Annotated in this window: 23 protein-coding genes; 4 read left to right on the plus strand and 19 right to left on the minus strand. The window is 51.4% G+C overall.

The window, feature by feature from the left end:
- The first annotated feature begins 99 nt into the window (after positions 1 to 99).
- Positions 100 to 1,554, plus strand: a complete 1,455-nt coding sequence (xylB, locus tag GC128_RS07535) for a xylulokinase (RefSeq protein WP_151993785.1) — start codon at positions 100 to 102, stop codon at positions 1,552 to 1,554.
- Positions 1,555 to 1,631: 77 nt separating this feature from the next.
- Here xylB and gntU read toward each other — a convergent pair whose 3' ends face one another.
- The 5 genes from gntU to GC128_RS07560 form a co-directional block, all read right to left on the minus strand.
- A complete protein-coding gene (gene gntU / locus GC128_RS07540) occupies positions 1,632 to 2,972 on the minus strand; it encodes a gluconate transporter (protein WP_151993786.1) in 1,341 nt (446 codons plus the stop codon).
- On the minus strand, positions 2,969 to 3,502 hold the full coding sequence (gntK, locus tag GC128_RS07545) for a gluconokinase (protein ID WP_151993787.1): 534 nt from the start codon (positions 3,500 to 3,502) through the stop codon (positions 2,969 to 2,971). Before gntK ends, gntU begins: the two co-directional genes overlap by 4 nt.
- Before the next feature lie 181 nt (positions 3,503 to 3,683).
- Positions 3,684 to 4,679 (minus strand): gluconate operon transcriptional repressor GntR, encoded by a 996-nt coding sequence (gntR, locus tag GC128_RS07550; protein WP_120065038.1) that lies wholly within the window; start codon positions 4,677 to 4,679, stop codon positions 3,684 to 3,686.
- A 104-nt stretch (positions 4,680 to 4,783) separates the two neighbouring features.
- Entirely contained in the window at positions 4,784 to 5,479 is a 696-nt protein-coding gene (locus GC128_RS07555) for a pirin family protein (RefSeq protein WP_151993788.1), read from the minus strand.
- 124 nt (positions 5,480 to 5,603) lie between these two features.
- Entirely contained in the window at positions 5,604 to 6,641 is a 1,038-nt protein-coding gene (locus GC128_RS07560) for an oxidoreductase (RefSeq protein WP_151993789.1), read from the minus strand.
- A 456-nt stretch (positions 6,642 to 7,097) separates the two neighbouring features.
- On the opposite strand from GC128_RS07560, the gene yhhY reads away from it, so the two are divergent.
- The gene (gene yhhY / locus GC128_RS07565; RefSeq protein WP_151993790.1) at positions 7,098 to 7,595 is read left to right on the plus strand and encodes an N-acetyltransferase; all 498 of its coding nucleotides are present in this window, start codon (positions 7,098 to 7,100) and stop codon (positions 7,593 to 7,595) included.
- A 42-nt stretch (positions 7,596 to 7,637) separates the two neighbouring features.
- Here the strand turns inward: yhhY and ggt are convergent, their stop codons facing one another.
- On the minus strand, positions 7,638 to 9,392 hold the full coding sequence (ggt, locus tag GC128_RS07570; protein ID WP_193216225.1) for a gamma-glutamyltransferase: 1,755 nt from the start codon (positions 9,390 to 9,392) through the stop codon (positions 7,638 to 7,640).
- A gap of 124 nt (positions 9,393 to 9,516) precedes the next feature.
- Here ggt and GC128_RS07575 point away from each other — a divergent pair, with 124 nt between their 5' ends.
- The gene (locus GC128_RS07575) at positions 9,517 to 9,966 is read left to right on the plus strand and encodes a DUF2756 family protein (protein ID WP_151993792.1); all 450 of its coding nucleotides are present in this window, start codon (positions 9,517 to 9,519) and stop codon (positions 9,964 to 9,966) included.
- A 91-nt stretch (positions 9,967 to 10,057) separates the two neighbouring features.
- On the opposite strand, the gene ugpQ is transcribed toward GC128_RS07575, so the two are convergent.
- The 11 genes from ugpQ to livK form a co-directional block, all read right to left on the minus strand.
- Positions 10,058 to 10,798: a glycerophosphodiester phosphodiesterase gene (gene ugpQ, locus GC128_RS07580; protein ID WP_151993793.1), complete on the minus strand. Its 741-nt coding sequence runs from the start codon at positions 10,796 to 10,798 to the stop codon at positions 10,058 to 10,060.
- The gene (locus GC128_RS07585) at positions 10,795 to 11,865 is read right to left on the minus strand and encodes a sn-glycerol-3-phosphate import ATP-binding protein UgpC (protein WP_151993794.1); all 1,071 of its coding nucleotides are present in this window, start codon (positions 11,863 to 11,865) and stop codon (positions 10,795 to 10,797) included. Before GC128_RS07585 ends, ugpQ begins: the two co-directional genes overlap by 4 nt.
- Positions 11,866 to 11,868: 3 nt before the next feature.
- Entirely contained in the window at positions 11,869 to 12,714 is an 846-nt protein-coding gene (gene ugpE, locus GC128_RS07590) for a sn-glycerol-3-phosphate ABC transporter permease UgpE (protein ID WP_151993795.1), read from the minus strand.
- Positions 12,711 to 13,598 (minus strand): sn-glycerol-3-phosphate ABC transporter permease UgpA, encoded by an 888-nt coding sequence (ugpA, locus tag GC128_RS07595; RefSeq protein ID WP_151993796.1) that lies wholly within the window; start codon positions 13,596 to 13,598, stop codon positions 12,711 to 12,713. The genes ugpE and ugpA overlap by 4 nt, the downstream gene beginning before the upstream one ends.
- Positions 13,599 to 13,704: 106 nt before the next feature.
- Positions 13,705 to 15,021, minus strand: a complete 1,317-nt coding sequence (ugpB, locus tag GC128_RS07600; RefSeq protein ID WP_151993797.1) for a sn-glycerol-3-phosphate ABC transporter substrate-binding protein UgpB — start codon at positions 15,019 to 15,021, stop codon at positions 13,705 to 13,707.
- 182 nt (positions 15,022 to 15,203) lie between these two features.
- Positions 15,204 to 15,476 (minus strand): hypothetical protein, encoded by a 273-nt coding sequence (locus GC128_RS07605; protein WP_151993798.1) that lies wholly within the window; start codon positions 15,474 to 15,476, stop codon positions 15,204 to 15,206.
- Positions 15,477 to 15,589: 113 nt separating this feature from the next.
- Positions 15,590 to 16,303 carry a high-affinity branched-chain amino acid ABC transporter ATP-binding protein LivF gene (gene livF, locus GC128_RS07610; protein WP_151993799.1) on the minus strand — a complete coding sequence of 238 codons (714 nt, stop codon included), beginning with the start codon at positions 16,301 to 16,303 and terminating at the stop codon, positions 15,590 to 15,592.
- 1 nt (position 16,304) lies between these two features.
- Positions 16,305 to 17,072 carry a high-affinity branched-chain amino acid ABC transporter ATP-binding protein LivG gene (gene livG / locus GC128_RS07615; protein WP_034460506.1) on the minus strand — a complete coding sequence of 256 codons (768 nt, stop codon included), beginning with the start codon at positions 17,070 to 17,072 and terminating at the stop codon, positions 16,305 to 16,307.
- A complete protein-coding gene (locus GC128_RS07620; RefSeq protein ID WP_151993800.1) occupies positions 17,069 to 18,355 on the minus strand; it encodes a high-affinity branched-chain amino acid ABC transporter permease LivM in 1,287 nt (428 codons plus the stop codon). The genes livG and GC128_RS07620 overlap by 4 nt, the downstream gene beginning before the upstream one ends.
- Positions 18,352 to 19,278, minus strand: a complete 927-nt coding sequence (gene livH, locus GC128_RS07625; RefSeq protein WP_064514637.1) for a high-affinity branched-chain amino acid ABC transporter permease LivH — start codon at positions 19,276 to 19,278, stop codon at positions 18,352 to 18,354. The genes GC128_RS07620 and livH overlap by 4 nt, the downstream gene beginning before the upstream one ends.
- A 69-nt stretch (positions 19,279 to 19,347) precedes the next feature.
- Positions 19,348 to 20,457, minus strand: a complete 1,110-nt coding sequence (gene livK, locus GC128_RS07630) for a high-affinity branched-chain amino acid ABC transporter substrate-binding protein LivK (RefSeq protein WP_151993801.1) — start codon at positions 20,455 to 20,457, stop codon at positions 19,348 to 19,350.
- A 415-nt stretch (positions 20,458 to 20,872) separates the two neighbouring features.
- Between livK and panM the strand changes: the two genes are divergently transcribed.
- The gene (panM, locus tag GC128_RS07635) at positions 20,873 to 21,253 is read left to right on the plus strand and encodes an aspartate 1-decarboxylase autocleavage activator PanM (protein WP_151993802.1); all 381 of its coding nucleotides are present in this window, start codon (positions 20,873 to 20,875) and stop codon (positions 21,251 to 21,253) included.
- Between the two features lie 227 nt (positions 21,254 to 21,480).
- On the opposite strand, the gene GC128_RS07640 is transcribed toward panM, so the two are convergent.
- Together GC128_RS07640 and rpoH are read right to left on the minus strand one after the other, a co-directional pair.
- On the minus strand, positions 21,481 to 22,584 hold the full coding sequence (locus tag GC128_RS07640; protein ID WP_151993803.1) for a branched-chain amino acid ABC transporter substrate-binding protein: 1,104 nt from the start codon (positions 22,582 to 22,584) through the stop codon (positions 21,481 to 21,483).
- Between the two features lie 222 nt (positions 22,585 to 22,806).
- Entirely contained in the window at positions 22,807 to 23,661 is an 855-nt protein-coding gene (gene rpoH / locus GC128_RS07645) for an RNA polymerase sigma factor RpoH (RefSeq protein ID WP_034460519.1), read from the minus strand.
- Between the last annotated feature and the right edge of the window lie 128 nt (positions 23,662 to 23,789).

Raw genomic sequence — 23,789 nt, forward strand, 5'->3', positions numbered from 1 at the left:
AATCCCCAGGAGCTTACATAAGTAAGTGGCTGGGGGTGAGATCCTGCCGCCAACTCCCCTGCAACTTGAAGTATGACGGGCGTATAAGTAGGAGTCGGTATGTATATCGGAATCGATCTCGGAACATCGGGTGTTAAAGCCATTTTGCTCAATGAGCAAGGTGACGTACTGGCATCACAGACCGAAACGCTGAAAGTGTCACGCCCACATCCATTGTGGTCGGAACAAGATCCAGAGCACTGGTGGCAAGCCACAGACCGCGCAATGAAAGCACTTGGCGTGCAGCATTCTCTACAGGGCGTGAAAGCACTGGGGATTGCCGGGCAAATGCATGGGGCCACCCTGCTTGATAAGCAGCAGAAGGTGCTGCGCCCCGCAATTTTATGGAATGACGGCCGCTGTAGTGAAGAATGTGCGCTGCTGGAAGCTGCCGTACCTGAATCACGTGAGATTACCGGCAACCTGATGATGCCGGGTTTTACTGCACCAAAGCTGTTGTGGGTTCAGCGCCATGAGCCTGAGGTTTTCGCGCAAATCGATAAGGTCCTGTTACCGAAAGATTATCTGCGTTTGCGTATGACCGGCGTATTTGCCAGTGACATGTCAGATGCCGCAGGCACCATGTGGTTGGATGTCGCAAAGAGAGACTGGAGCGACAAAATGCTCGACGCCTGCCAACTCAATCGCCAGCAAATGCCTGGCCTTTATGAAGGCAGTGAAATAACCGGTACGTTGAAAGAAGACGTGGCTAAGGCTTGGAATATGTCCGCTGTGCCAGTTGTTGCAGGCGGTGGAGATAACGCAGCAGGAGCCGTTGGCGTGGGCATGATGGATGTCGGCCAGGCAATGTTGTCGCTAGGCACATCAGGCGTTTACTTCGCCGTTAGCGATGGTTTCCGCAGTCAGCCTGAAAGTGCCGTTCACAGCTTCTGCCATGCATTACCCAATCGCTGGCATTTAATGTCTGTGATGTTAAGCGCCGCATCGTGTCTCGATTGGGCAGCAAAACTGACTGGCCTGGGCACCGTTCCGGCATTACTGGCAGCCGCTGAAAAAGCCGATGAAGAAGCGGGAGATATTTGGTTCCTGCCATATCTTTCAGGTGAGCGCACACCACACAACAATCCGCGGGCAAAAGGGGTTTTCTTTGGCCTGACGCATCAGCATGGTCCGGCAGAACTTGCCCGCGCCGTGCTTGAAGGCGTGGGTTATGCGCTGGCAGATGGTATGGACGTCGTTCATTCCTGTGGAGTGACACCACAAAGCGTGACGCTAATCGGAGGCGGTGCGCGTAGCCCTTACTGGCGGCAAATACTGGCGGATATCAGCGGGCAAACGCTGGATTACCGTACGGGGGGGGATGTTGGCCCAGCGCTGGGTGCGGCGCGTCTGGCACAAATCGCGGTATCACCGGAGAAACCTTTGCAGTCACTGCTTCCGCAGTTAGCGCTTGAGCAACAGCACAAGCCGGATATGGCTCGCCATGAGTATTACAAAGCGCGGCGTAAAGTCTTTAACCAGATTTATCAGCAGTTATTGCCGTTGATGTCGTGAAGGTGTTTTGAAAAGCATGACGCTCTGGGTTTGCCAGAGCGTCAAATTTATGTCGGGTGACGCTACGCTTTTCCGACCTACGAGAGCAGCGTAAAAGCAATCATCCCAACAACCGCACCCGTGGTGCCGAGGATGGTTTCCATCATGGTCCAGGTCTTCAGGGTTTGCCCTTCGGTTGCACCAGTGAACTTACCAAACAACCAGAAACCAGCGTCGTTAACGTGGCTCACAACAATAGAACCACCCGCGATACAAATCGACAAAGCAGCCATTTGCGCGCCGTTATAGTTCAGTTGTTCAATAACCGGCATCACAAGACCAACGGCGGTCAGGCAAGCAACGGTTGCGGAGCCCTGAATAATGCGAACCGCAGCAGCCAGCACAAAGCAGGTTAAAGCAATGGGCAAACCTAAACCCGTCAGTGCTTCACCCAGTGCAGGGCCTACGCCTGAGTCCACAAGTACTTGTTTAAATACCCCGCCCGCACCGATAACCAGCAAGATAATGCCAGCCGGTTGCAGCGCGTGGCCGCAGATTTCCATGACCTTTTCTTTCGCCATTCCCTGACGATATGCCAGGCCATAAATAGCAACCAGACACGCCACCAGAATCGCGGTGAACGGATGGCCAATAAACTCAAGCCATTCGTACAGCGTGGAACCCTGTTCGACGAAACGTGCAGCGATGGTTTTCATCCCAACCAACACCAGCGGCAGCAGGATCAGCGACAGGCTGAAGCCGAACGATGGCAGTTTGCCTTCGCCCAGATGCGGTTCGGTGATGTCGTCAGGAATATGCAGCTCGACGTATTTACTGATGAAGTTACCAAACAACGGCCCGGCAATAATCATACTCGGAATGGCGGCGCACAGGCCCAGCAGAATCATCCAGCCAAAATCGGCATGCATTTGGGAAGCCAGTAGCATTGGCGCTGGCCCTGGCAGCAGAAACGCGGCGGCTGCGGCGACGCCAGCGAACAGAGGAATAACCAATTTAACCAGGTTTGTTCCGGTGTGGCGGGCCATAGAAAACGCCACGCTAATCAGCAGAACAATGGCAACTTCGAAGAACAGCGGTAGTGCGCAAATCAAGCCTGCCAGGCCAATTGCGTAATGTGCGCGACTCTTGCCAAAAGCCTTGAGCATTTTGACGGCTATCTGGTCTACGGCACCTGTTTCATGAAGAATCTTGCCAAACATCGCACCGAGTGCGACGACGATGGCCAGAAATCCAAGTGTGCCGCCCATGCCCTTTTCCATGGTTGCCGCGATTTTATCGAGCGGCATCCCGGAAAATATCCCTGCACCAATTGAAACCACCATCAAAGCGACGAAGGCATGCATACGCGCCTTCATCACTAAAAACAACAGCAGTAAAACCGAACCTACCGCTGTTAAAACAAGTGTTAATGTACTCACTGCGCACTGCCTTTATTAATCACATCAATAGTGCTGGCCACCACGCCTTCCAGCGTTTGGTCAATATCCACCACCAGAACATCAGGTTCATCAGACTTTGGTTCTTCCAGCGTTTCAAACTGAGTGACCAACATTTGAGTTTTGAAGAAGTGACCTTTACGTGCTTTCAGACGGTTTTCAATCACTTCAAAATCCCCTTTCATGTAGATGAAAGAGAGATTTGGGTTACCGTCGCGCAATTGGTCGCGATAAACCTTTTTCAGTGCGGAGCAAACAATCAGGGAGACTTTATTGGTGCGTTGCATGGCGAAAGCCGCGTCGTTTAACGCTTGCAGCCATGGTTTGCGGTCTTCGTCGTTGAGCGGCTCGCCTGATGCCATTTTCATAATATTGCAGCGCGGGTGAAGGAAATCGCCATCGAGGAACGCGGCTTTGAGTTGATGTGCAACTTCGCTTGCAACAGCAGATTTACCGCTGCCAGAGACGCCCATCAGGACGTAGATGTGGTTTTCGTGGTTGGTAGTGCTCATAGCGTAGCTCCGACGGACGAGGTGCTGTTACGGGTAACTGTTATCGGTAACATTGTCCAGAGAGCTTCAGCAATTAGCAATAACCATTAGCTTGCAAAGTGTATAAGTGTGAACTAAATCAAAAAAACAGTGCGTAAATATTCCGAGTTGCAGCCAACTCGCCGCAACCTGAAACATTTTGTTAAATCGAGCCGCCCGGTGAAAGGGTAAAACCTAAATCGAGCATCTGCGGTGTGACCGTTTCGCCACGTATCCGCGCCAGCAAACGCTCCGCACCAATACGCCCCATACGTTCACGCGGCGTTAATACGCTGGCAAGACGCGGTTCCATCACCTGGCCGATGTCGTGACCGTGGAAACCGGCAATCGCCATATCCTTCGGAATGCTTAAACCCTGGCGCTGGCATTCAAACGCCGCCCCAATGGCTAAGTCATCGTTGGTACAAAAGATGCTGTCGAGCTGCGGGTATTCGCGGCGCGCCTGGCGGAACAGTTCGATACCAGTGGAGTAAGAAGAGGATTGTTCAACCATCACGCTGTAAGGCACCAGGCCCGCATCCAGCATCGCTTGCTCGTAGCCTTTTCTCTTGATCACTGTACGTTCATCCAGGCGAGCGCCGAGGTATGCAACGTGGCGGTGGCCGCGAGCGATAATCGCCGCCGTCATCTGGCGAGCCGCTTCAAAGTTATCGAAGCCGACCGCGATGTCGAGGCACGGGGAAATGCTGTCCATCAGTTCCACAACCGGAATGCCCGCCACTTCAATCATCTTTAACGTGCGTGGGGTATGGGTGCGTTCGGTGAGGATCAGTCCGTCGATATTCCAGGAAAGCATCGATTCCAGGCGCTCTTCTTCCAGCTCCGGTTTATAGCCGTAGTGGGCAAGCATGGTCTGGTAGCCGTAGGCATCAATCACGTTTTCAATGCCGCGTAATACTTCGGCGAAAACCTGGTTGGTCAGCGAGGGCAATAACACGCCGATGGCGCGGCTGGTCGAGTTGGAAAGGATGTCTGGTGCGCGGTTAGGAATGTAGCCAAGTTCATCAAGGGCTGCGGCAATTTTTACCTGTAACGCAGCAGAAACCTGGTCAGGGTTACGCAAAAAGCGGCTGACGGTCATTTTTGTTATGCCAACGCGATCTGCAACGTCCTGTAATACCGGTCTTTTCTTTTTCATTATCTTGCTGTGCGGGTTATCAATCGACAGCGAAGTTTAGCACGGACGCAGCACAACCTTCCCCAGTTTCGAGGAAGGTTGTGACCGGTAACTAATGGTAATTCTTATACTGGCGGAAGATCGAACAGCAGAATTTCACTCGCTTCGTTGGCATGAATCGAAATCGCTTGCTCATCCCACACGGCGATGGCGTCGCTGGTTTTGGCCTGCGTACCATTAATAGAGACATCACCTTTCACTACCTGCACCCAAATGCGGCGATCTGCCGGGATCTGGTAGACAGATTGTTCGTCTTTCGCCAAAGCCCAACGCGAGAGTTCCATATCCTGGTTCACTTTCAGAGAACCGTCACGCGCATCCGGCGACAGTACCAGTTGGCGGCCCTGCGGTGCATCAAAACGACGCTGGTCGTAACGCGGCGTGATGCCTGTTTTTTCTGGAATGATCCAGATTTGATACAGACGCAGGCGCTCGGTTTTGCTTGGGTTGTACTCGGAGTGAGTAATACCGGTACCGGCGCTCATAATCTGGAATTCACCCGCTGGAACCTTTTCTTCGTTACCCATGCTGTCGCGGTGCGCTACGGCCCCTTCAAGCACGTAAGTCAGGATTTCCATGTCTTTGTGCGGATGGGTACCGAACCCTTCACCGGCTTCCACCACATCCTCGTTAATCACACGTAATGCTGAGAAACCCATGAAATTGGCATCGTAATAGTTAGCGAATGAGAAGGTGTGCCAGCTATCCAACCAACCATGATTCGCATGACCACGTTCTTCAGCTTTTCTTAAAAAGATCATCTTCATTTCTCCGCAATTCGTTTGATGGACTAAGTGTGGACTCGAATCGGAAATGATCATAGAGGGTGAAAATTGACGCCTCTGTTCAAAAAATGTGAACGAGTCAGAGACGCCAGATTTCAGGTTAGGCGAGAGTCACTGTAGAGGGGGAAGCTTGCTCGAAACCGCGTTCGAGGATCTCAAGGTTGGTCAATGCTTCAATTTCTCTGACGTAATTTGGTTTGCCATTAAGAATGGTTTCGTACAGCGCGTCGTATACGCGCCCATAGTCACCCGTTTCCGGCTTCAGCTCTTCGCGCACAGTTTCACCCGCGTCGTTCACATACTCAAGCACGCCGACGCTGCTGTCTGCGGCAAAGCCCGGTTCGCCCGGCATGATGTACGCCTTCAAACTCGTTTCTTGCTGGTCGATGCCGTATTTAACGAACGAGCCTTTGGTGCCGTGGACCTGGAATTTCGGATAGTCAATTTTCACCAGGTGGCTGGTTTTGACGATGGCTTTCAGATCGCCATAGAACAGCTGCGCTTCAAAGGTATCGTCCGGGTTGGCTTTATTACGCACGCTACGAATATCGTAGGCGACGTGGTCCGGGCGGCCAAACAGCGAGATGATTTGGTCCATGGTATGCACGCCGAGGCCATAGAACGCACCATCTGCCGGCAGCCCTGGTTTAGTTTCCGCAACCGGGCGATACATATCAAAGTGACTTTCAATTTCAACGATATCGCCCAGTTTTCCGCTTTCGATAGCTTTTTTCATGGTCAGGAAACAGGAGTCAAAACGGCGATTCTGGTAAGGCGTGACGGTCAGCCCTTTGGCTTTCGCCAGTTCGAACAACTCTTTGGCTTCAGCAAGTGTCGGGGTAAACGGTTTTTCCACCAGCACATTTTTGCCTGCTTCCAGCGCGCGTTTCGCGTAATCAAAGTGGCTATCCGCGTGGGTGCAAACCACCACCAGCTTGACCTGCGGGTCGTTCAGCACTTCGTCCAGATCGCTGGTGAAATGAATGTGGCTGTATTCCGGCTGCTGCTCGATGTCCGGCTTTTCATGGCGGCGGAAGATATGGGCAACGTGGAATTTATCTTTGCGGACCAGAATGTAAGGGAGGTGGTAACGCGTGGTACTTTTGCCAAAACCTATAAAAGCGCAGTGTAGGGTCATTGCTTCGTCCTTTTTGACTTTGAATTGCAATTACCATACTTGAGACGGAGGCGGATGTCGCGGCGCTAAGCCGTCCTACGAAAACAATGTTTTTATAATAAAGATCGAGGGTTTTGCCCAAATTAGTTGGAGTTGTAGCAAGGCGGCAAGGGAACGAATCCCGATGAGCTTACTTATGTAAGTGATTCGGGTGAGTGAGTGCAGCCAACACAGCTACAGCTTCAAATAAGCAGGGCAAAAAAAAAGCCAGCAGAGCTGGCTAAAGTAATACTGGAAGCAATGTGAGCAATGTCGTGCTTTCAGGATGTCTCCGTAGGGGTCTCCCCTGAACGCATGGCAATAATAATCATTATCATTCGCACTTGTCTACTTTTTTTTAGAAATAATTGGCAGTTGACGAAAATTAAAAAGTCAATAATGTTGAAGGGGTTACCTAACCAATTGAGGAGAAAAGGAATGAGCGAAATAGTGATACGCCACGCTGAATTAAGAGATCTTGATGCTTTACGTCAGATTAACGCCCAGCCAGAGGTTTATCACAACACGCTACAAATTCCTCATCCTTCGCTAGAAATGTGGGAAGAACGAATGAAGCATCCACATTCAGGACGCAAAAGCCTGGTGGCTTGCATAGACGATGTGGTTATGGGCCATTTAGTTTTGTCTGTTGAACCCAACCCGCGCCGCAGCCACGTTGCGACTTTCGGGATGAGTGTTTGTATGAAACATCGCAATCGTGGTGTCGCCAGCGCACTTATGTCAGCGATGACCGACCTGTGTGATAACTGGCTGCGCATCGATCGTATTGAGCTGACGGTGTTTGTTGATAACGCACCTGCATTGGCGGTTTACCGTAAATTTGGCTTTGAAATTGAAGGCACAGGGAAGAACTACGCACTGCGTGACGGGCAGTATGTGGATGCGTATTTTATGGCGCGATGTAAGCAAAATTGAAACGCCCTCGCCCTTTCCGTTTCTGGAAAGGGCGAGAACGGATTAATAACCCGCAGTTAAATCATCAACCGAACGCGGGTCAGAAGCGCCATATAGCGAGCCATCTGGCCCAACCATAATGCTTTGCGTGCTTCCCATCGCCTCTTTCACCTGAACATTCTGCCCTTTCTCTTTCAACAGTTTGATCGTATCCGGGCTAAAGCCTTTTTCGACTCTTAACTCATCGGGCAGCCATTGGTGATGGAAACGAGGTGCATTAGTTGCTTCGGCGACATTCATCCCATAATCGATGGTATTCATCACCATCTGCAGCACTGTCGTGATGATTCGGCTACCGCCAGGGCTGCCGGTCACCAGCCAGGTTTTGCCATCTTTCACCACAATAGTTGGCGACATTGAAGACAAAGGGCGTTTATGCGGGCCTACGGCGTTGGCATCACCACCGACCAGCCCATAAACGTTTGGCACGCCGGGTTTAGCTGAGAAATCATCCATTTGGTTATTCATCAGGATGCCGGTATTACCCGCCACAATGCCGGTACCAAATACAGTATTGAGCGTATAGGTCACTGCCACAGCGTTGCCATCTTTATCCACCACGGAGAAATGGGTGGTCTGGTTACTTTCATACGGTGCGAGTTTGCCGGGTTTGATTTCGCTCGACGGGCGCGCTTTGTTGATGTCTATCTGCTCCGCCAGTGATTTGGCGTAGGTTTTGTTAGTCAGCGCTTGCCACGGCACTTTCACAAAATCCGGATCACCGAGGTATTCCGAGCGATCCGCATAAGCATATTTTTCAGCTTCTGCGGTAAGTTGCATCGCATCGGCGCTGCCAAAACCGTATTTAGAGAGGTCGAAGTTTTCCAGAATATTGAGGATTTCAACGATGTGAATGCCACCAGACGATGGTGGAGGCATAGAGAAAATCTCGTATCCGCGATAGGTACCGCTTATCGGCGCACGTTCAACAGCTTTGTAATTCGCAAGATCAGCCTTGCTAATTAACCCACCATTTTTTGCCATTTCGTCAGCAATCTGGTCGGCAATAACGCCTTTATAGAATGCGTCCGGCCCATTCTCAGCAATCATCTCAAGGCTTTTAGCGAGATTGGTCTGTACCAGTTTGTCGTCCTTTTGCAGCGGTTCGCCATCAGCTTTCCAGAAAATAGCCTTGCTGTTTGGGTGATTCGGGAGCACTTCCGCGCCATAGACTTTCAGGTCTTCCGCCAGCGCATCATTCACTGTGAAACCGTCTTGCGCCAGTTTGATAGCGGGCTGGATAACTTTGTTTAGCGGCAAAGTACCGTACTTTTCCAGGGCCATGGAGAAGCCTGCCACAGTGCCTGGCGTGCCTGAAGCAAGATGAGAAGTAAGGGATTTTTTGCTGTCAGCATTGCCCTGCGCATCGAGGAACATATCGCGCGTGGCTTTTTCCGGAGCCATTTCACGGAAATCAATGGCGGTGGTTCTACCGTCTTTGGTGCGCAGCATCATAAAGCCACCGCCACCAATATTACCCGCCTGCGGGTGTGTTACCGCCAGCGCAAAGCCCACGGCAACGGCGGCATCAATCGCGTTCCCACCTTGTTTAAGAATATCGACGCCCACTTGTGTAGCGAGGGAATCTTGCGAGGCAACCATGCCATTTTCAGCACGCACAGCATGATGCACATCGGCTTCAACCCCATAGGATACCGGAGGCGGCGCGGCGCTGGCAGTCAGGCAGAGTCCAATCATTAGCGCGGGAATGGTTACCCAGCGCAGCATTTCCGAACGAAAAGTTTCCCACTGCTTCATCGTTATTTTCTCCATGCTTATCAGGGGCAATCCCCCGTTAAGCCTGGTCTAAAAATCCTAAATAACCATCGGGTTGGTGGAAAACGATTAAACTTAGTAGATCCCCCAAATGGAGGAAGTGACGATGAAAAAAATACTCATACTGGCGGCTTTGCTGCCATTGACCTGTTTGGCACAGCCAATTAATACCCTGAATAATCCAAACCAACCGGATTACCAGATCCCAAGTCAGCAACGGATGCAGCAACAGATGCAAACGCAGCAGATACAGCAAAAAGGGATGTTGAATCAGCAGTTACAAACGCAGACACGCATCCAGCAACAGCATCTGGAAGGGCAGATAAACAATAATTCGCAGCAGGACGTCTTTAAGGTGAAAAAAACGCTGCCCAATGAAATGGAAGTCGGAACGCAGCAGGTACTGCCAAATACCAATGGCGGGATGCTAAGTGGCAGCGGAAGTAGCAGCCAGGATCATATGCTGCAACCAAAAACCAATGGCAGCATGCTCAATCAAAACAGCAACTCGACTTCACTACAGCCGAATATCCCGCTGAAAACAATTGGGCCGTAAAGGAGATAGTGGGTGACGCTCGCGCTACCCACCTTACAATGCCGAAACTACAGGTCGGATAAGCTTGCGTCATCCGACATTGGTCAGCCATTTAGTCTGTAAAGTCCGCACCAATCTGGTCGATACGGTCAGTACAAATGGTATCGACTCCCCAGCGCAGCAGCGTTGCTGCGCGCTCGGGAACATTCACGGTATAAACCAGAATATGTAATCCAGCCGCTTTCAGTTGCTGTACGCGAGATTCAGAAAGCAGTTTATGGTTCAGGTGAATGGAAACGCAGCCAAGCCTGGTGGTCAGCTCCCGCCAGTCATCACGCCACTCATCAAGTAACAACCCGCGTGGAAGCTCAGGCACGGCATTTTGTGCCGCCTCCAGCGCTTCGATAGAAAACGAAGAGAGCAATGGATCGGTTTGCCCAAACCATAACTCCCGTGCCGCCAGTGCGATGACTTTCCCGGTTTCTCTATCGGTACCCGTGGTCGGTTTAATTTCGATATTTGCCATCATGCCGTGTTGTTTACAACGCGCAGCAACCTGCGAAAGAAGGGGTATTGGCTCACCTTTAAATTCGCCACTAAACCAACTTCCCACATCAACATTCAGCAGCTTATCCCACGGCAAATCGCCCGCTACTCCCCAACCATTGCTGGTGCGCTCAAGCGTGTCGTCATGTAGCAAGAAGATTTGCCCGTCTTTTGATAGTTTGGCGTCAAACTCAATCATGGTGTGGCCGTAGCGCGCACCGATATCAATAGCCGCCAGCGTATTTTCCGGTGCCAATTTTCCGCCACCACGATGGGCCGCGACTTTTGGGTATGGCCAGTTACTCATAAACGTTGTCCATTTTCTTTATCAAAGAAATGTAGATGATTTTCAGGCAGATACAGCCATAGAGTACTGCCGGGTTGCGGGCGTTCCTGATGCGACAGGCGCACCACCATTTTTTGCTCGCCCCAACGCCCGTGCACTAAATTATCTGCTCCCAGCATCTCCAGCGTGTCCACCACAAATGGCACGCCGCCTGCAGTTTGTGAGCTTAGCGCAATATGTTCCGGGCGGATACCCAGGGTAACAGCGCGGCCTCGTTGCAGATTTGCCGCGTTTCCCAGTGGCAACGCCATGCCACCAGCGAGTTGAAAACGCGTGCCGTCGGTGCTGATATTTCCTTCCAGCAAGTTCATGGCAGGCGAACCAATAAAGCTCGCCACAAAGCGGCTTGCCGGGCGCTCGTAGACTTCGACTGGCGTGCCGATTTGCTCTGCAACACCTTTGTTCATCACCATCACGCGCTGCGCAAGGGTCATCGCTTCAACCTGGTCGTGCGTGACGTACAAACTGGTGGTCTGCAGGCGGCGATGTAACTGTTGTAATTCCAGGCGCATCTGCACACGCAGCTTGGCATCAAGGTTTGAGAGCGGTTCATCAAACAGAAAAACCGCCGGGTCACGCACGATTGCACGGCCCATCGCCACGCGCTGACGCTGCCCACCAGAAAGCTCACGCGGGCGGCGTTTGAGCAAACCATCGAGTTCGAGAATTCGGGCCGCTTCCACCACTTTTTGCTGAATATGCGCTTTACCCATACCGCGAATTTTCAGGCCCCAGGCCATGTTTTCTTCCACACTCATATGTGGATAAAGCGCGTAGTTCTGGAACACCATCGCGATGCCGCGTTCTTTCGGCTCCATTTCGGTGACGCGCTGGCGATCAATCCAGATATCACCACTGGTGACGCGCTCAAGCCCGGCAACCATACGTAACAACGTCGATTTTCCGCAGCCCGACGGCCCCACCATCACGATAAATTCACCGTCTGCGACATCCAGCGTCAGTGGCTGAATCACCTGGGTTTTGTTGTCCCAACTTTTGGATACTGCCTGTAATTTCAGTCCTGCCATGGGTTATTTCTCACTATCCACTAAGCCACGCACAAACGCGCGTTGCATTACTAAAACGATGATTACCGGGGGAATAAGGGTCAGCAGCATGGCCGCCATTACCTGGTTCCACTGCGTAGAGCCTTCACCAGACGACATCATCCCTTTGATACCCGCGACAGCCGTACCGAGGTTAACGTCGCTGATAATCAGCAACGGCCACAGATACTGATTCCAGCCGTAGATAAAGGTGATGACGAACAGCGCCGCCAGATTGGTTTTTGAGAGCGGCAAGACTATGTCGCGGAAGAAACGCATCGGCGTTGCACCATCGATGCGTGCCGCTTCCATTAACTCGTCGGGCAGCGTCATAAAGAACTGGCGGAACAGGAAGGTCGCGGTCGCTGAAGCCATTAGTGGCAGCGTCAGGCCGGTGTAGCTATCGAGCATTTTAAGATTTGCGATGACTTCAACGGTTGGAAAAATACGCACTTCAACTGGCAGCATCAGGGTGATAAAGATCATCCAGAAGAACAGGTTACGCAGCGGAAAGCGGAACCAGACAATGGCAAAAGCGGAGAGCATCGACACCGTGATTTTGCCGATGGTAATCACCATCGCCATCACAAAGCTGTTTAGCAGCATCAGACCGAACGGCGCACTGTTAGCACCAACACCATGCGTCCAGATATAGGACATATTTTCCAGCAGATGCGTGCCCGGAATCAGCGTCATCGGCGTCTGAAATACGGCCTGGTTATCCAGTGTTGCCGCGACAAACGCCACATACATCGGGAACAGAATGACGATGATGCCAAGTATCAGCATGGTATGGCTGAAAATAGTCAGCCCACGACGATTCTCAATCATTGGTAACGCACCTTACGTTCCACGAAGCGGAACTGAATGACGGTCAGTATGATCACCAGGAACATCAGCACGACCGATTGTGCCGCCGAAGCGGAAAGATCGAGTCCGGCAAAACCTTCACGGTAAATTTTGTAGATTAGCGTGGTGGTTGCCTGCACTGGGCCACCGCCTGTTGCAGCGTCGATAACCGGGAAGGTATCGAAAAAGGCATATACCAGGTTCACCACCAGCAGGAAGAAACTGACCGGGGCAATCAGCGGCAGCGACAGCTTAAAGAAACGTCGTACCGGCCCTGCGCCATCAATCGATGCAGCCTCTACTAGCGAGCGAGGGATAGATTGCAATGCCGCAAAGAAGAACAGGAAGTTGTAGCTGATTTGCTTCCATACCGAGGCAAACACCACGAGGAACATCGCCTGGCCGCTGTTTTGCGCGTGGTTCCAGTGGTAACCAAACTGCTCAAGCACATGAGTCAGCAAGCCGCGCCCAGGGTTAAACAGGAAGATCCACAATACGGCGGCAATCGCGGGCGCGACCGCATACGGCAGTAACATCAGCGTTTGATAAATACGGCTGCCGCGCACCACATAATCCGTTAGCGCTGCGAAAAAGAGCGACACCAGCAGGCCACTACCAGCAACTAAGCCACTGAAAATTAATGTGGTGTAGAAAGAGTCGAGATAGTAGCTGTCGTGGAAAAGCTGTTTGAAGTTATCCAGCCCGACAAACGTGCTCGAAAGCCCAAACGGATCGACATTCTGGAGGGAGTACCACAACGCTTCGCCCGCAGGCCAAATGAAAAAGATAATGGTGATAACCAGTTGCGGCAGGACAAGGGCATACGGCAGCCAGCCTGAACGGAACACCGGACGAGAAGAGGACATAGTGTTGCTCTTATAGAGATTAATGGTGGATGTCGCATGCGCTAATCCACCCTACAACGGCTTTCGTAGGGCGGATAAGCGAAGCGCCATCCGACATCAACAAAACTTAAGACTTCGTCGACTGCTCGAAACGGCGCAGCAGCTGATTTCCACGCTCAACCGAGCTATCTAACGCTTGTTGAGGGGTTTTCTTGCCGGTCCACACCGATTCCAGTTCTTCATCCACTATGGTACGAATCTGTGGCATGTTGCCCAGACGCAGACCTTTGGTGAATGGCAATGGTGGCTTGTTCATCATCTGGCGCGTAGCGATATCAGCGCCTGGATTTTTCTCATAGAAGCCTTGTTCACGCGTCAGGTCATAAGCCGCTTTGGTAATTGGCAGATAACCTGTTTTCTGGTGCCACTCAGCGGCGATTTCTGGCTGAGCAAGGAACTGCATAAACTCGGCAACGCCTTTGTAAGTCGCAGCGTCTTTACCCTGCATAACCCACAGACTTGCCCCACCGATAATGGCGTTTTGCGGTGCGTTCGGAATGGTTGAATCGTAAGGCATCATGCCCACACCGTAGTTGAATTTGGCGTAATGGCGGATATCAGCAAGCGAACCGGAAGAGGCGGTTGTGATGGCGCAATCACCGTTGTAGAACTTCTCGGTGGATTCGTCTTTGCGGCCAAAGTAGCTGAAATCACCTTTCTTATTCAGCTCTTCCAGCAGAGCGATATGTTTCACTTGCTCTGGTTTATTGAATTTCAGAACTGCGTCAGTACCGTCAAAACCGTTGTTTTTGGTTGCAACCGGCAAGCCGTTCCACGCGCTGAAGTTTTCAATTTGAATCCAGCCCTGCCAGCCGCTGGCGTAACCACACTTCATACCCGCCGCTTTCAGCTTCGCAGTGTATTCAGCCAGCTCCTGCCAGGTTTTTGGCGGCTGGTCCGGATTCAGGCCAGCTTTCTTAAAAGCATCTTTGTTGTAATACAGCACTGGGGTGGAGCTGTTGAAAGGCTGGGAAAGCAGATGCCCGGTTTTCGCATCGGTGTAGTAACCAGAAACCGTCGGCACAAATTGGGATTCGTCGAACTTAATGCCCGCATCGTTAAACACTTCATACACCGGCTTGATAGCTTTCGAGGCCATCATGGTCGCGGTGCCGACTTCGTAAACCTGCAAAATGGCTGGCGCATTGCCCGAACGGAAAGCCGCAATCCCTGCCGCCAGGTTTTGTTCGTAGTTACCTTTATAAACCGGAACAATTTTGTAGTCAGGATGCGTCTGGTTAAAACGTTGAGCCAGTGAGTCAACCTCTTTGCCCAACTCGCCTTCCATTGAATGCCAGAATGGAATGGAGGTGGCGGCGATAGCGCTGCTGCTAAATACGCATCCTAGCGCCAGGCAAATTGCTGTGTGTCGTAACGATGTCATTCGGTTATCTCTCTTCTTGTGTCGGATGCGCGAAATCACGCGTTTTTCTTCGCAACACAACATGACATGCGCATATGACAGAAATAGAACAAGAGGATGACGAAGCGATTACAGACTGGCTTCAGAAAAATGGCGAGAGAATGATAGATTTGTGAAAAAAATAATGGCAGCCAGCGCTGCCGCTATAACGCTTTAAGCATTTTTTCCCGTTCAGCCACCTTACGACGTTGTTCTCGCCGTTCGTACTCGCGTTGCTGTTCGGATTTATCATCTTCATACGAGGGACATACTGAACTACTGAATATGTTACATGCCACTTCCCCCGTCGCAGCAGGATCATGTTTCTCCTGCCAAATAGACGGGTCGCGAGGATTGATATTTTTACTCTCAAGCGCCGCAAGCGGGGCCGAGAAAAACAGCGTCCCAATAAGGGCATAGATACCAGAACGTGTCATCCTGAACTCCTTGTTCTGTTGGTGATAATAGAAATTATTCGCAATAATATCATACGAAAAATAAAAAGAGCCGAAGCCCTTTTTACTTTTTTAACGAGTTAATCCCTTGAAATCTAGCCGCCCAAGTAGGCGCTGCGCACCGCTTCGTTAGCTAACAGCGCGTCACCGGTATCTTCCAGTACCACGTGGCCGTTTTCCAGCACGTAGCCGCGGTCAGCGAGTTTCAACGCCTGGTTGGCGTTCTGCTCGACCAGGAAGATGGTCATGCCTTCGCTGCGCAATTTTTCAATGGTGTCGAAAATCTGCTGGATGATGATTGGCGCAAGACCGAGCGACGGTTCATCTAACAGCAACAGGCGCGGTTGGCTCATTAATGCACGGCCAATCGCCAGCATTTGTTGCTCACCACCGGACATCGTACCCGCACGCTGAATACGGCGCTCCAGCAAGCGCGGGAACAGTTCGTAAACGCGTTGGATACGTTCATGATACTGGTCGCGTTCCGCAAAGAAGCCACCCATCGCCAGGTTTTCTTCTACCGTCATACGGGAAAACACGCGGCGACCTTCCGGCACAATCGCTACTGCTTCACGCATGATGCGTGCGGTATGCCAGTCGGTGATGTCTTTACCATCAAAGGTAATCTTGCCGCTTGAGGCGCGCGGGTCACCACAAAGTGTTCCCAATAGCGTCGTTTTACCGGCACCGTTAGCACCAATCAGAGTGACGATTTCGCCCTGCTTGATGTGCAGACTGACCTCATGAAGCGCCTGGATTTTTCCGTAGTGGGCGCTCACACGGTCAAATGACAACATGATATTTTCCATATTAAGCCTCACCCAAATATGCGCGGATTACGTCAGGGTTGTTACGGATTTGCTCCGGCGTGCCGTTCGCAAGCGGCGTCCCCTGGTTTACCACGTAAATCCTGTCAGAAATGCCCATCACCAGTTTCATGTCATGCTCGATTAACAGCACGGTGGTGTTGTGATGGTTACGTAACTCCATGATTAACTCATCGAGCTCATGCGTTTCTTTCGGGTTAAGGCCAGCTGCGGGTTCATCAAGCATCAGAATTTCTGGCTGAGTCACCATGCAGCGTGCAATCTCGAGACGGCGCTGATCGCCATACGCCAGGTTGCTCGCCTGGCGGTTAGCCTGCTCAAGCAGACCAATACGATCAAGCCAGGTTGCAGCGCGGTCCAGCGCTTCGCTTTGTGAACGGCGAAAAGCTGGCGTTTTCAAAAGACCTGAGAACACACCGGTTTTCAGTTGCATATGCTGAGCAACCAGCAAGTTTTCAATCACGGTCATTTCGCGGAACAGACGCACGTGCTGGAAAGTACGCACCACGCCCATACGTGCAATTTGCTGACCCGGCAGCCCTTCAAGATGCTGATCACGCAACAGAATCGTACCGCCTGATGGCTTGTAGAAGCCGGTCAGGCAGTTAAACACCGTGGTTTTACCGGCACCGTTAGGGCCGATTAACGAAACAATTTCTTGTGGATGCAGTTCCAGAGAAACATTGTTTACGGCGAGCAGGCCGCCAAAACGCATCATCAAGCCGTTTACGGATAACAATGGCTGACTCATGCCTGCTCTCCTTTCACTTGTTCCACTTGCTCTTTTTTAAGCTTCAATTGCGGACGTGACATCGGCAGCAAGCCTTGTGGACGCCAGATCATCATCAGCACCATCAAGCCACCAAGCACCAACATGCTGTATTCGTTCAGATCACGCATCAGTTCACGCGATACCACCAGCAGCACGGCGGCGAGGATAACGGCAAATTGCGAGCCCATACCGCCCAGCACGACAATCGCCAGTACGAATGCCGATTCGGCAAAAGTGAAGGATTCCGGGCTAACAAAGCCCTGGCGTGCGGCGAACAGCGTACCGGCAAAGCCTGCAAACGCGGCGCTAATAGTGAATGCGGTCAGCTTGATACGAGTTGGGTTCAGACCCAGTGAGCGGCATGCGATTTCATCTTCACGCAACGCTTCCCACGCACGGCCCAGCGGCATCCGCAGCAGTCGGTTAATCACAAACAGCGACAATACAACCAGCAACAGCGCAACCAGATAAAGGAAGATAATCCTGTCACCGGGGTTGTATGCGACGTTAAAGAAGTTACTGAAAGTGTCCCACCCGCCTTCACGCGTGCCACGGCTGAATTCCAGACCGAACAGCGTTGGTTTTGGGATCTGGCTGATGCCGTTCGGACCACCGGTAATTTCGGTGTTGTTGAGCAGCAAAATACGGACGATTTCACCAAAGCCGAGCGTCACAATCGCGAGGTAGTCGCCGCGTAAACGCAACACCGGGAAGCCAAGCAGGAAACCTGCCGCCGCAGACACCAGGCCCGCTATTGGCAAGCATGTCCAGAAGCCTAAACCGTAGTAGTGGTTGAGCAGCGCAAAGGTATAAGCGCCGATGGCATAAAAACCGCCGTAGCCCAGCACCAGCAAGCCAGACAAACCGACAACCACGTTCAGGCCAAGGCCGAGAATGATATAAATCATGGTGAGCGTGGCGATATCCACCGTACCGCGTGACACCACAAACGGCCACGCAACCGCAAGCACCAACAGTGCCGCCAGGAACAGTTTCTGTTTCGGTGTAGAACCATCTAACGCAGGCAGCACAAACTTCGGCCCGGAGACTTTTTTCATGCCTTTCTGGAATGCAGGCCGCAGCAACTGGAAGACGAAGACAATCGCCGTACCAATCAACACCCATTCCCAGCGCACTGTTTCCGCACTATGGACTACAAGCTTAGTACCATCGAGACTCAGCTGAACGCCCATAAAGACGCCCGCCAGCACGAAAAATATGGCTGCCGAAAGCAGCGCCAAAACAACATGCATCGGCTTCATACTTTTTCTACCTCCGGACGGCCCAAGATACCGGTTGGCATAACCAACAGCACCACGATGAGCAGAGCAAAGGAGACAACATCTTTATATTCAGTGCTCAGATACGCGGAGGTCAGCGCTTCTGCAACACCTAAAATCAGGCCACCAATCATCGCACCAGGAATACTGCCGATACCGCCAAGTACCGCTGCGGTGAAGGCTTTCATCCCGGCCATAAAGCCGATGTAGGGGTTGATAACGCCGTAGAACTGGCCGAGCAGTACACCCGCTACCGCCGCCATGGCAGCGCCAATCACGAAGGTCAGGGAGATAACGCGGTCGGTGTTAATTCCGAGCAGGCTCGCCATTTTCAAATCTTCTGCACACGCGCGGCACGCACGGCCCATGCGGGAGTAGCGAATAAACAGCGTCAGCGCGAGCATCGCAAGGAACGTCACCACCCAAATCACCAGTTGCATGGTGGTAATGGTTGCGGTGAAGTTGTCGCTGGCACCAACGACCCACTGGCCGTTAAACAGGCTTGGCAGCGCAATATCACGTGAACCTTCAGTCAGGCTGACGTAGTTTTGCAGGAAGATAGACATCCCGATAGCAGAGATCAGTGCAATCAGACGCTTAGAGTTACGCACCGGTTTGTAAGCAACGCGCTCGATGCTCCAACCGTAGGCACTGGCGATGACAATGGCACCAATAAAACCTGCACCAACCAGCATCCAGCCAACGTCAATGCCCATCATCATCAGCGCTGCGATGATCATAAACGAGACGTAGCTGCCGATCATATATACCTCGCCATGGGCGAAGTTGATCATGCCGATAATGCCGTAAACCATGGTGTAACCGATGGCTATCAACGCGTAAGTACTGCCCAGCGTGACGCCGTTAAACATCTGTTGCAGGAAGTAGAGGAACTGCTCGGACATACAATAACCTTATTTATTCCTCCCCAACGCATAGCCGCCGGGGAGGTGGGATGACCCAGATTTGCCGATCTATTTAGCTACGGAAGACGAACCGTCGGCATGCCACTGGAAGACACCAAAATCAAATCCCTTCAGATCGCCTTTCTCATCCCAGTTCAGCGGCCCAATCACGGTTTTCGCACCGTTTGCTTTCAAATCTTTCACTAAATCAGCAGGTTCTTCGCTGCCGGTACGCTCAAGTGCTGTAGCCAGAGATTGCACCGCTGCGTAAGTAATCCATACATACGGACCACTTGGATCTTTCTTCTCAGCTTTCAGCTCATCAACGATAGCTTTGTTCGCTGGGTCCTGGTCATAGCGTTTTGGCATAGTCACTAACATGCCTTCGCCCGCCGCACCTGCGATGTTAGACAGCGATGCGTTACCCACACCCTCTGGGCCCATAAACTGAGTTTTCAGGCCAACAGCACGTGCCTGACGCAGAATCTGACCCATTTCCGGGTAGTAACCACCGTAATAAACGAAGTCGATGTTCTCTTTTTGCAGACGCGCAACCAGCGTGGAGAAGTCTTTATCGCCCGCAGTGATACCGTCGAAGAAGACGATGTTCGCGCCGCCTTTCTTCAAGCCATCCTGTACAGAACGCGCCAGGCCTTCGCCATATTGCTGTTTGTCATGAATGACCGCGATGCGCTTCGGTTTTACAGTGTCGAGAATGTATTTAGACGCCGTTGGGCCCTGGGAAGAATCCAGGCCCGCGGTACGCATAATCATTTTGTAACCACGAGCAGTCAGTTCTGGGTTAGTTGCACCAGGAGTGATCATCAGGATGCCTTCGTCTTCGTAGATATCAGACGCAGGCTGAGTGGAAGAGGAGCAAAGGTGACCAATAACATAACGCACACCGTCGTTAACGATTTTGTTGGCAACCGCTACTGCTTGTTTCGGGTCACAAGCATCATCGTATTCAATCGCAACAAGTTTGTCGCCTTTGATGCCGCCTTTAGCGTTGATGTCTTTAATTGCCTGCCGCGCGCCGTTAAATTCCATGTCGCCCCACTGCGCAACCGGGCCAGACATTGCACCAACAACCGCAACTTTGATGTCTGCTGCGGTTGCCGCGTGAGACACCGCCAGCGCAATAACCCCAGCGAGTAATGTCTTCGCGTTCATTTTCATAGATCCAATTCCTGTTCGTGATTATGTGGTTTTATAGTGACCAAAAACGTACTGTGCGTTTTTTAGGCTTTAACCATTTTTATGAGTGCCCTTAAGGGCTTAGCACTAAAATTTACAATTTTTAAAGCTAAACCCTCTATTTTTCAGGCTATTAAGCAAAGATATTATTCTGTATTTGCTCATAGTTAAACAAAAAAAAGCAGCTTTTTCAGCATAAAATAGCGATACAAAGAGCGGAATAAAACACTAGGTTTTAGGGTTTTATACTGACCATATTTCAATCTACCGTTTATCGAACTGGCATACGTTTGCCGCAAAAATTAATCGTCTGGTATATGACATATAAAAGAGAAAGCGTCTGGCGCAAATAAATTGGTTACACTCGGGGTTTTCCCGCTTTTTGGTTAGCTCGCTTATGAAACTCACCATCATTCGTCTGTTTGAGTGTAGTGCTCAGGATGAGATCGATCTTGCTAAGATCTGGCCGGAATACTCCAGCGCTTCGCTTGCTTTGACTGATACTCACAGAATTTATGCTGCAAAATTTAATGATCGGCTGCTCGGTGCGGTTCGCGTTACGCTCGTGGGCAATGAAGCCGCGCTGGATTCGCTACGAGTACGCGAAATCACCCGTCGCCGTGGCGTTGGGCAGTATCTGGTCGAAGAAGTGATTCGTGATAATCCTGACATCATCGCCTGGTGGATGAACGATGCAGGCGTAGAAGACCGTGATGTGATGACGGCGTTTATGCAGGCGGTAGGTTTTGCGGAGCAAAATGGTGGCTGGAAGAAGTGATAACTGTTTGGTTATCACTTCACATATTTATCGAAGCATTTCGCGTTGCAGGAAGGCGGCAAGTTGTGAAATCCCCGGGAGCTTACTCCAGTAAGTGACCGGGGTTAACAAAACTGTCAGGAACAGATTTGAACGCTGCTTGCAGCGGCCCTACAAGGGCGAGGCCCAAGGATGGGCCGAGTAACAACGCAGCCAACGCATCTGCGGCGCGAAAGGTGCCCGATAAATTATTTGGCGTCGGTAGCAGTACCGTTCGCATGCCACGTAAACACGCCGAACTCAAAGCCTTTCAGGTCGCCTTTCTGATCCCAGCTCAATGGCCCCATTACGGTTTCCACAGTTGCACCTTTCAGATAGGTAGCGATTTCAGCTGGATCTTCTGACTTGTTCAGGCCAGCCGCCAGCGATTGCAGTGCTGCGTATGTGGTCCATACGAACGCACCACTTGGATCTTGTTTCTTCGCTTTAATCGCATCTACAACCGGTTTGTTCGCCGGAACCTGGTCGTAGTTCTTCGGCTTAGTCACTAACAAGCCTTCGGCTGATTCACCCGCGATGTTAGACAGAGAAACGTTCGCTACACCTTCTGGACCCATGAACTGAGTTTTCAGGCCTGCTGCACGAGACTGACGCAGGATCTGTCCCATTTCCGGGTGGTAACCACCGTAGTAAACGAAGTCGATGTTCTCTTTCTTCAGGCGTGCCACCAGCGTGGAGAAGTCTTTCTCGCCTGCGGTGATACCGTCAAAGAACACCACGTTAGCGCCGCCTTTTTTCAGGTTGTCCTGAACGGATCGCGCCAGGCCTTCGCCATACTGCTGTTTGTCATGAATGACCGCGATGTTTTTCGGTTTCACATGATCAAGGATGTATTTCGCAGCCGTTGGGCCCTGATCAGAGTCCAGGCCTGTGGTACGCATAGTTAATTTGTACCCACGGGAAGTCAGCTCAGGAGCCGTTGCCGCAGGGGTGATCATTAGAACACCTTCGTCTTCGTAGATATCAGACGCTGGCTGGGTGGAAGAAGAACACAAGTGGCCGATTACATATTTGATGCCATCGTTAACCACTTTGTTGGCGACAGCCACGGCTTGTTTCGGGTCACAAGCATCGTCATATTTGGTGATAACCAGCTTGTCGCCTTTGATGCCGCCTTTGGCATTAATATCAGCAACAGCCTGTTCTGCGCCGGTAAATTCCTGGTCGCCATACTGAGCTACCGGGCCAGACATCGCCCCAACGACCGCCACTTTGATGTCCTTAGCAAATGCTGCGTTGCTCATCGCAAGTGCAATACAACCAGCCAATAACGCTTTGCCCTTCATTTTCATCCTGAGGATCCCCATTCTTGTTGTGATGGATAATTGTTGTGTTGTTTTGGCACGGTTTTATTTTTGATTTAAGAATACTGCGCGTGCCTTCGCCGCACTCCGAGTTAAAAACATACCCGAATTTACGGTTTTTGGAATAACAATTTTTTCACAATGGGAAAGGAAAGTGACGGGCATAAAAAAACCGCCCCGAAAGGCGGTTTTTTTGGATGACTGTATAACTTACGCTTCGATGGCCATGCGCAGTTTTTTCATTGCGTTCTTTTCAAGCTGGCGCACACGCTCAGCGGAAACGCCGTAGCGATCGGCCAGTTCTTGCAATGTACTCTTGTTTTCTTCGTCGAGCCAACGGGCACGGATAATATCCTGACTACGTTCGTCCAGGCCTAACATGGCGTCGCTGAGTTTATCAGCCGCGTGCGATTCCCAGTTGTCGTCTTCAATGCCATCGGCAAAATTAGAAGACTTATCCTGCAAGAACAGCACTGGAGCCATTGGCGCGCTGTCTGAATCGTCGTCGTTGCCCATATCGAACGTCATGTCCTGCGCCGCCATACGAGATTCCATTTCACGGACATCTTTGCTGGAAACACCCAGCTCGTTGGCAACCATTTCCACTTCGTCTTGGTTGAACCAACCCAGACGTTGTTTAGTTTTACGCAGGTTAAAGAACAACTTACGTTGTGCTTTAGTGGTTGCCACTTTCACAATACGCCAGTTACGCAGCACGTATTCGTGAATTTCAGCTTTGATCCAGTGCACGGCGAACGACACCAGACGGACACCCACTTCAGGGTTAAAACGGCGCACAGCCTTCATCAGGCCGATGTTGCCTTCCTGGATCAAGTCAGCCTGCGGCAAACCATAGCCCGAGTAATTACGAGCGATATGAACAACAAAGCGCAGGTGAGACAGGATCAGCCTTTTCGCTGCTTCCAGATCGCCCTGGTAATGCAGCTTTTCAGCCAGCTCCTTCTCTTCCTCAGCCGTTAACATCGGCCAGGAATTAGCGGCCCGGATATAAGACTCCAGGTTACCAACAGGGGCTAAAGCTAAATTTTGCATTTCTTTGGTCATTCAAACCCTCTCTTAAGACTAACGTACAGGTTGCTACACCATGCTGCACCTGACCACACGTCAAGCGCCAAACCGTACCATCCACAGTAAACTCAGACAGTGACGTTATCCACAATTTCACTGTAAAG

The organism is Buttiauxella massiliensis (genome assembly GCF_902500225.1).
In the GTDB taxonomy this organism is placed as follows: Bacteria; Pseudomonadota; Gammaproteobacteria; order Enterobacterales; family Enterobacteriaceae; genus Buttiauxella; species Buttiauxella massiliensis.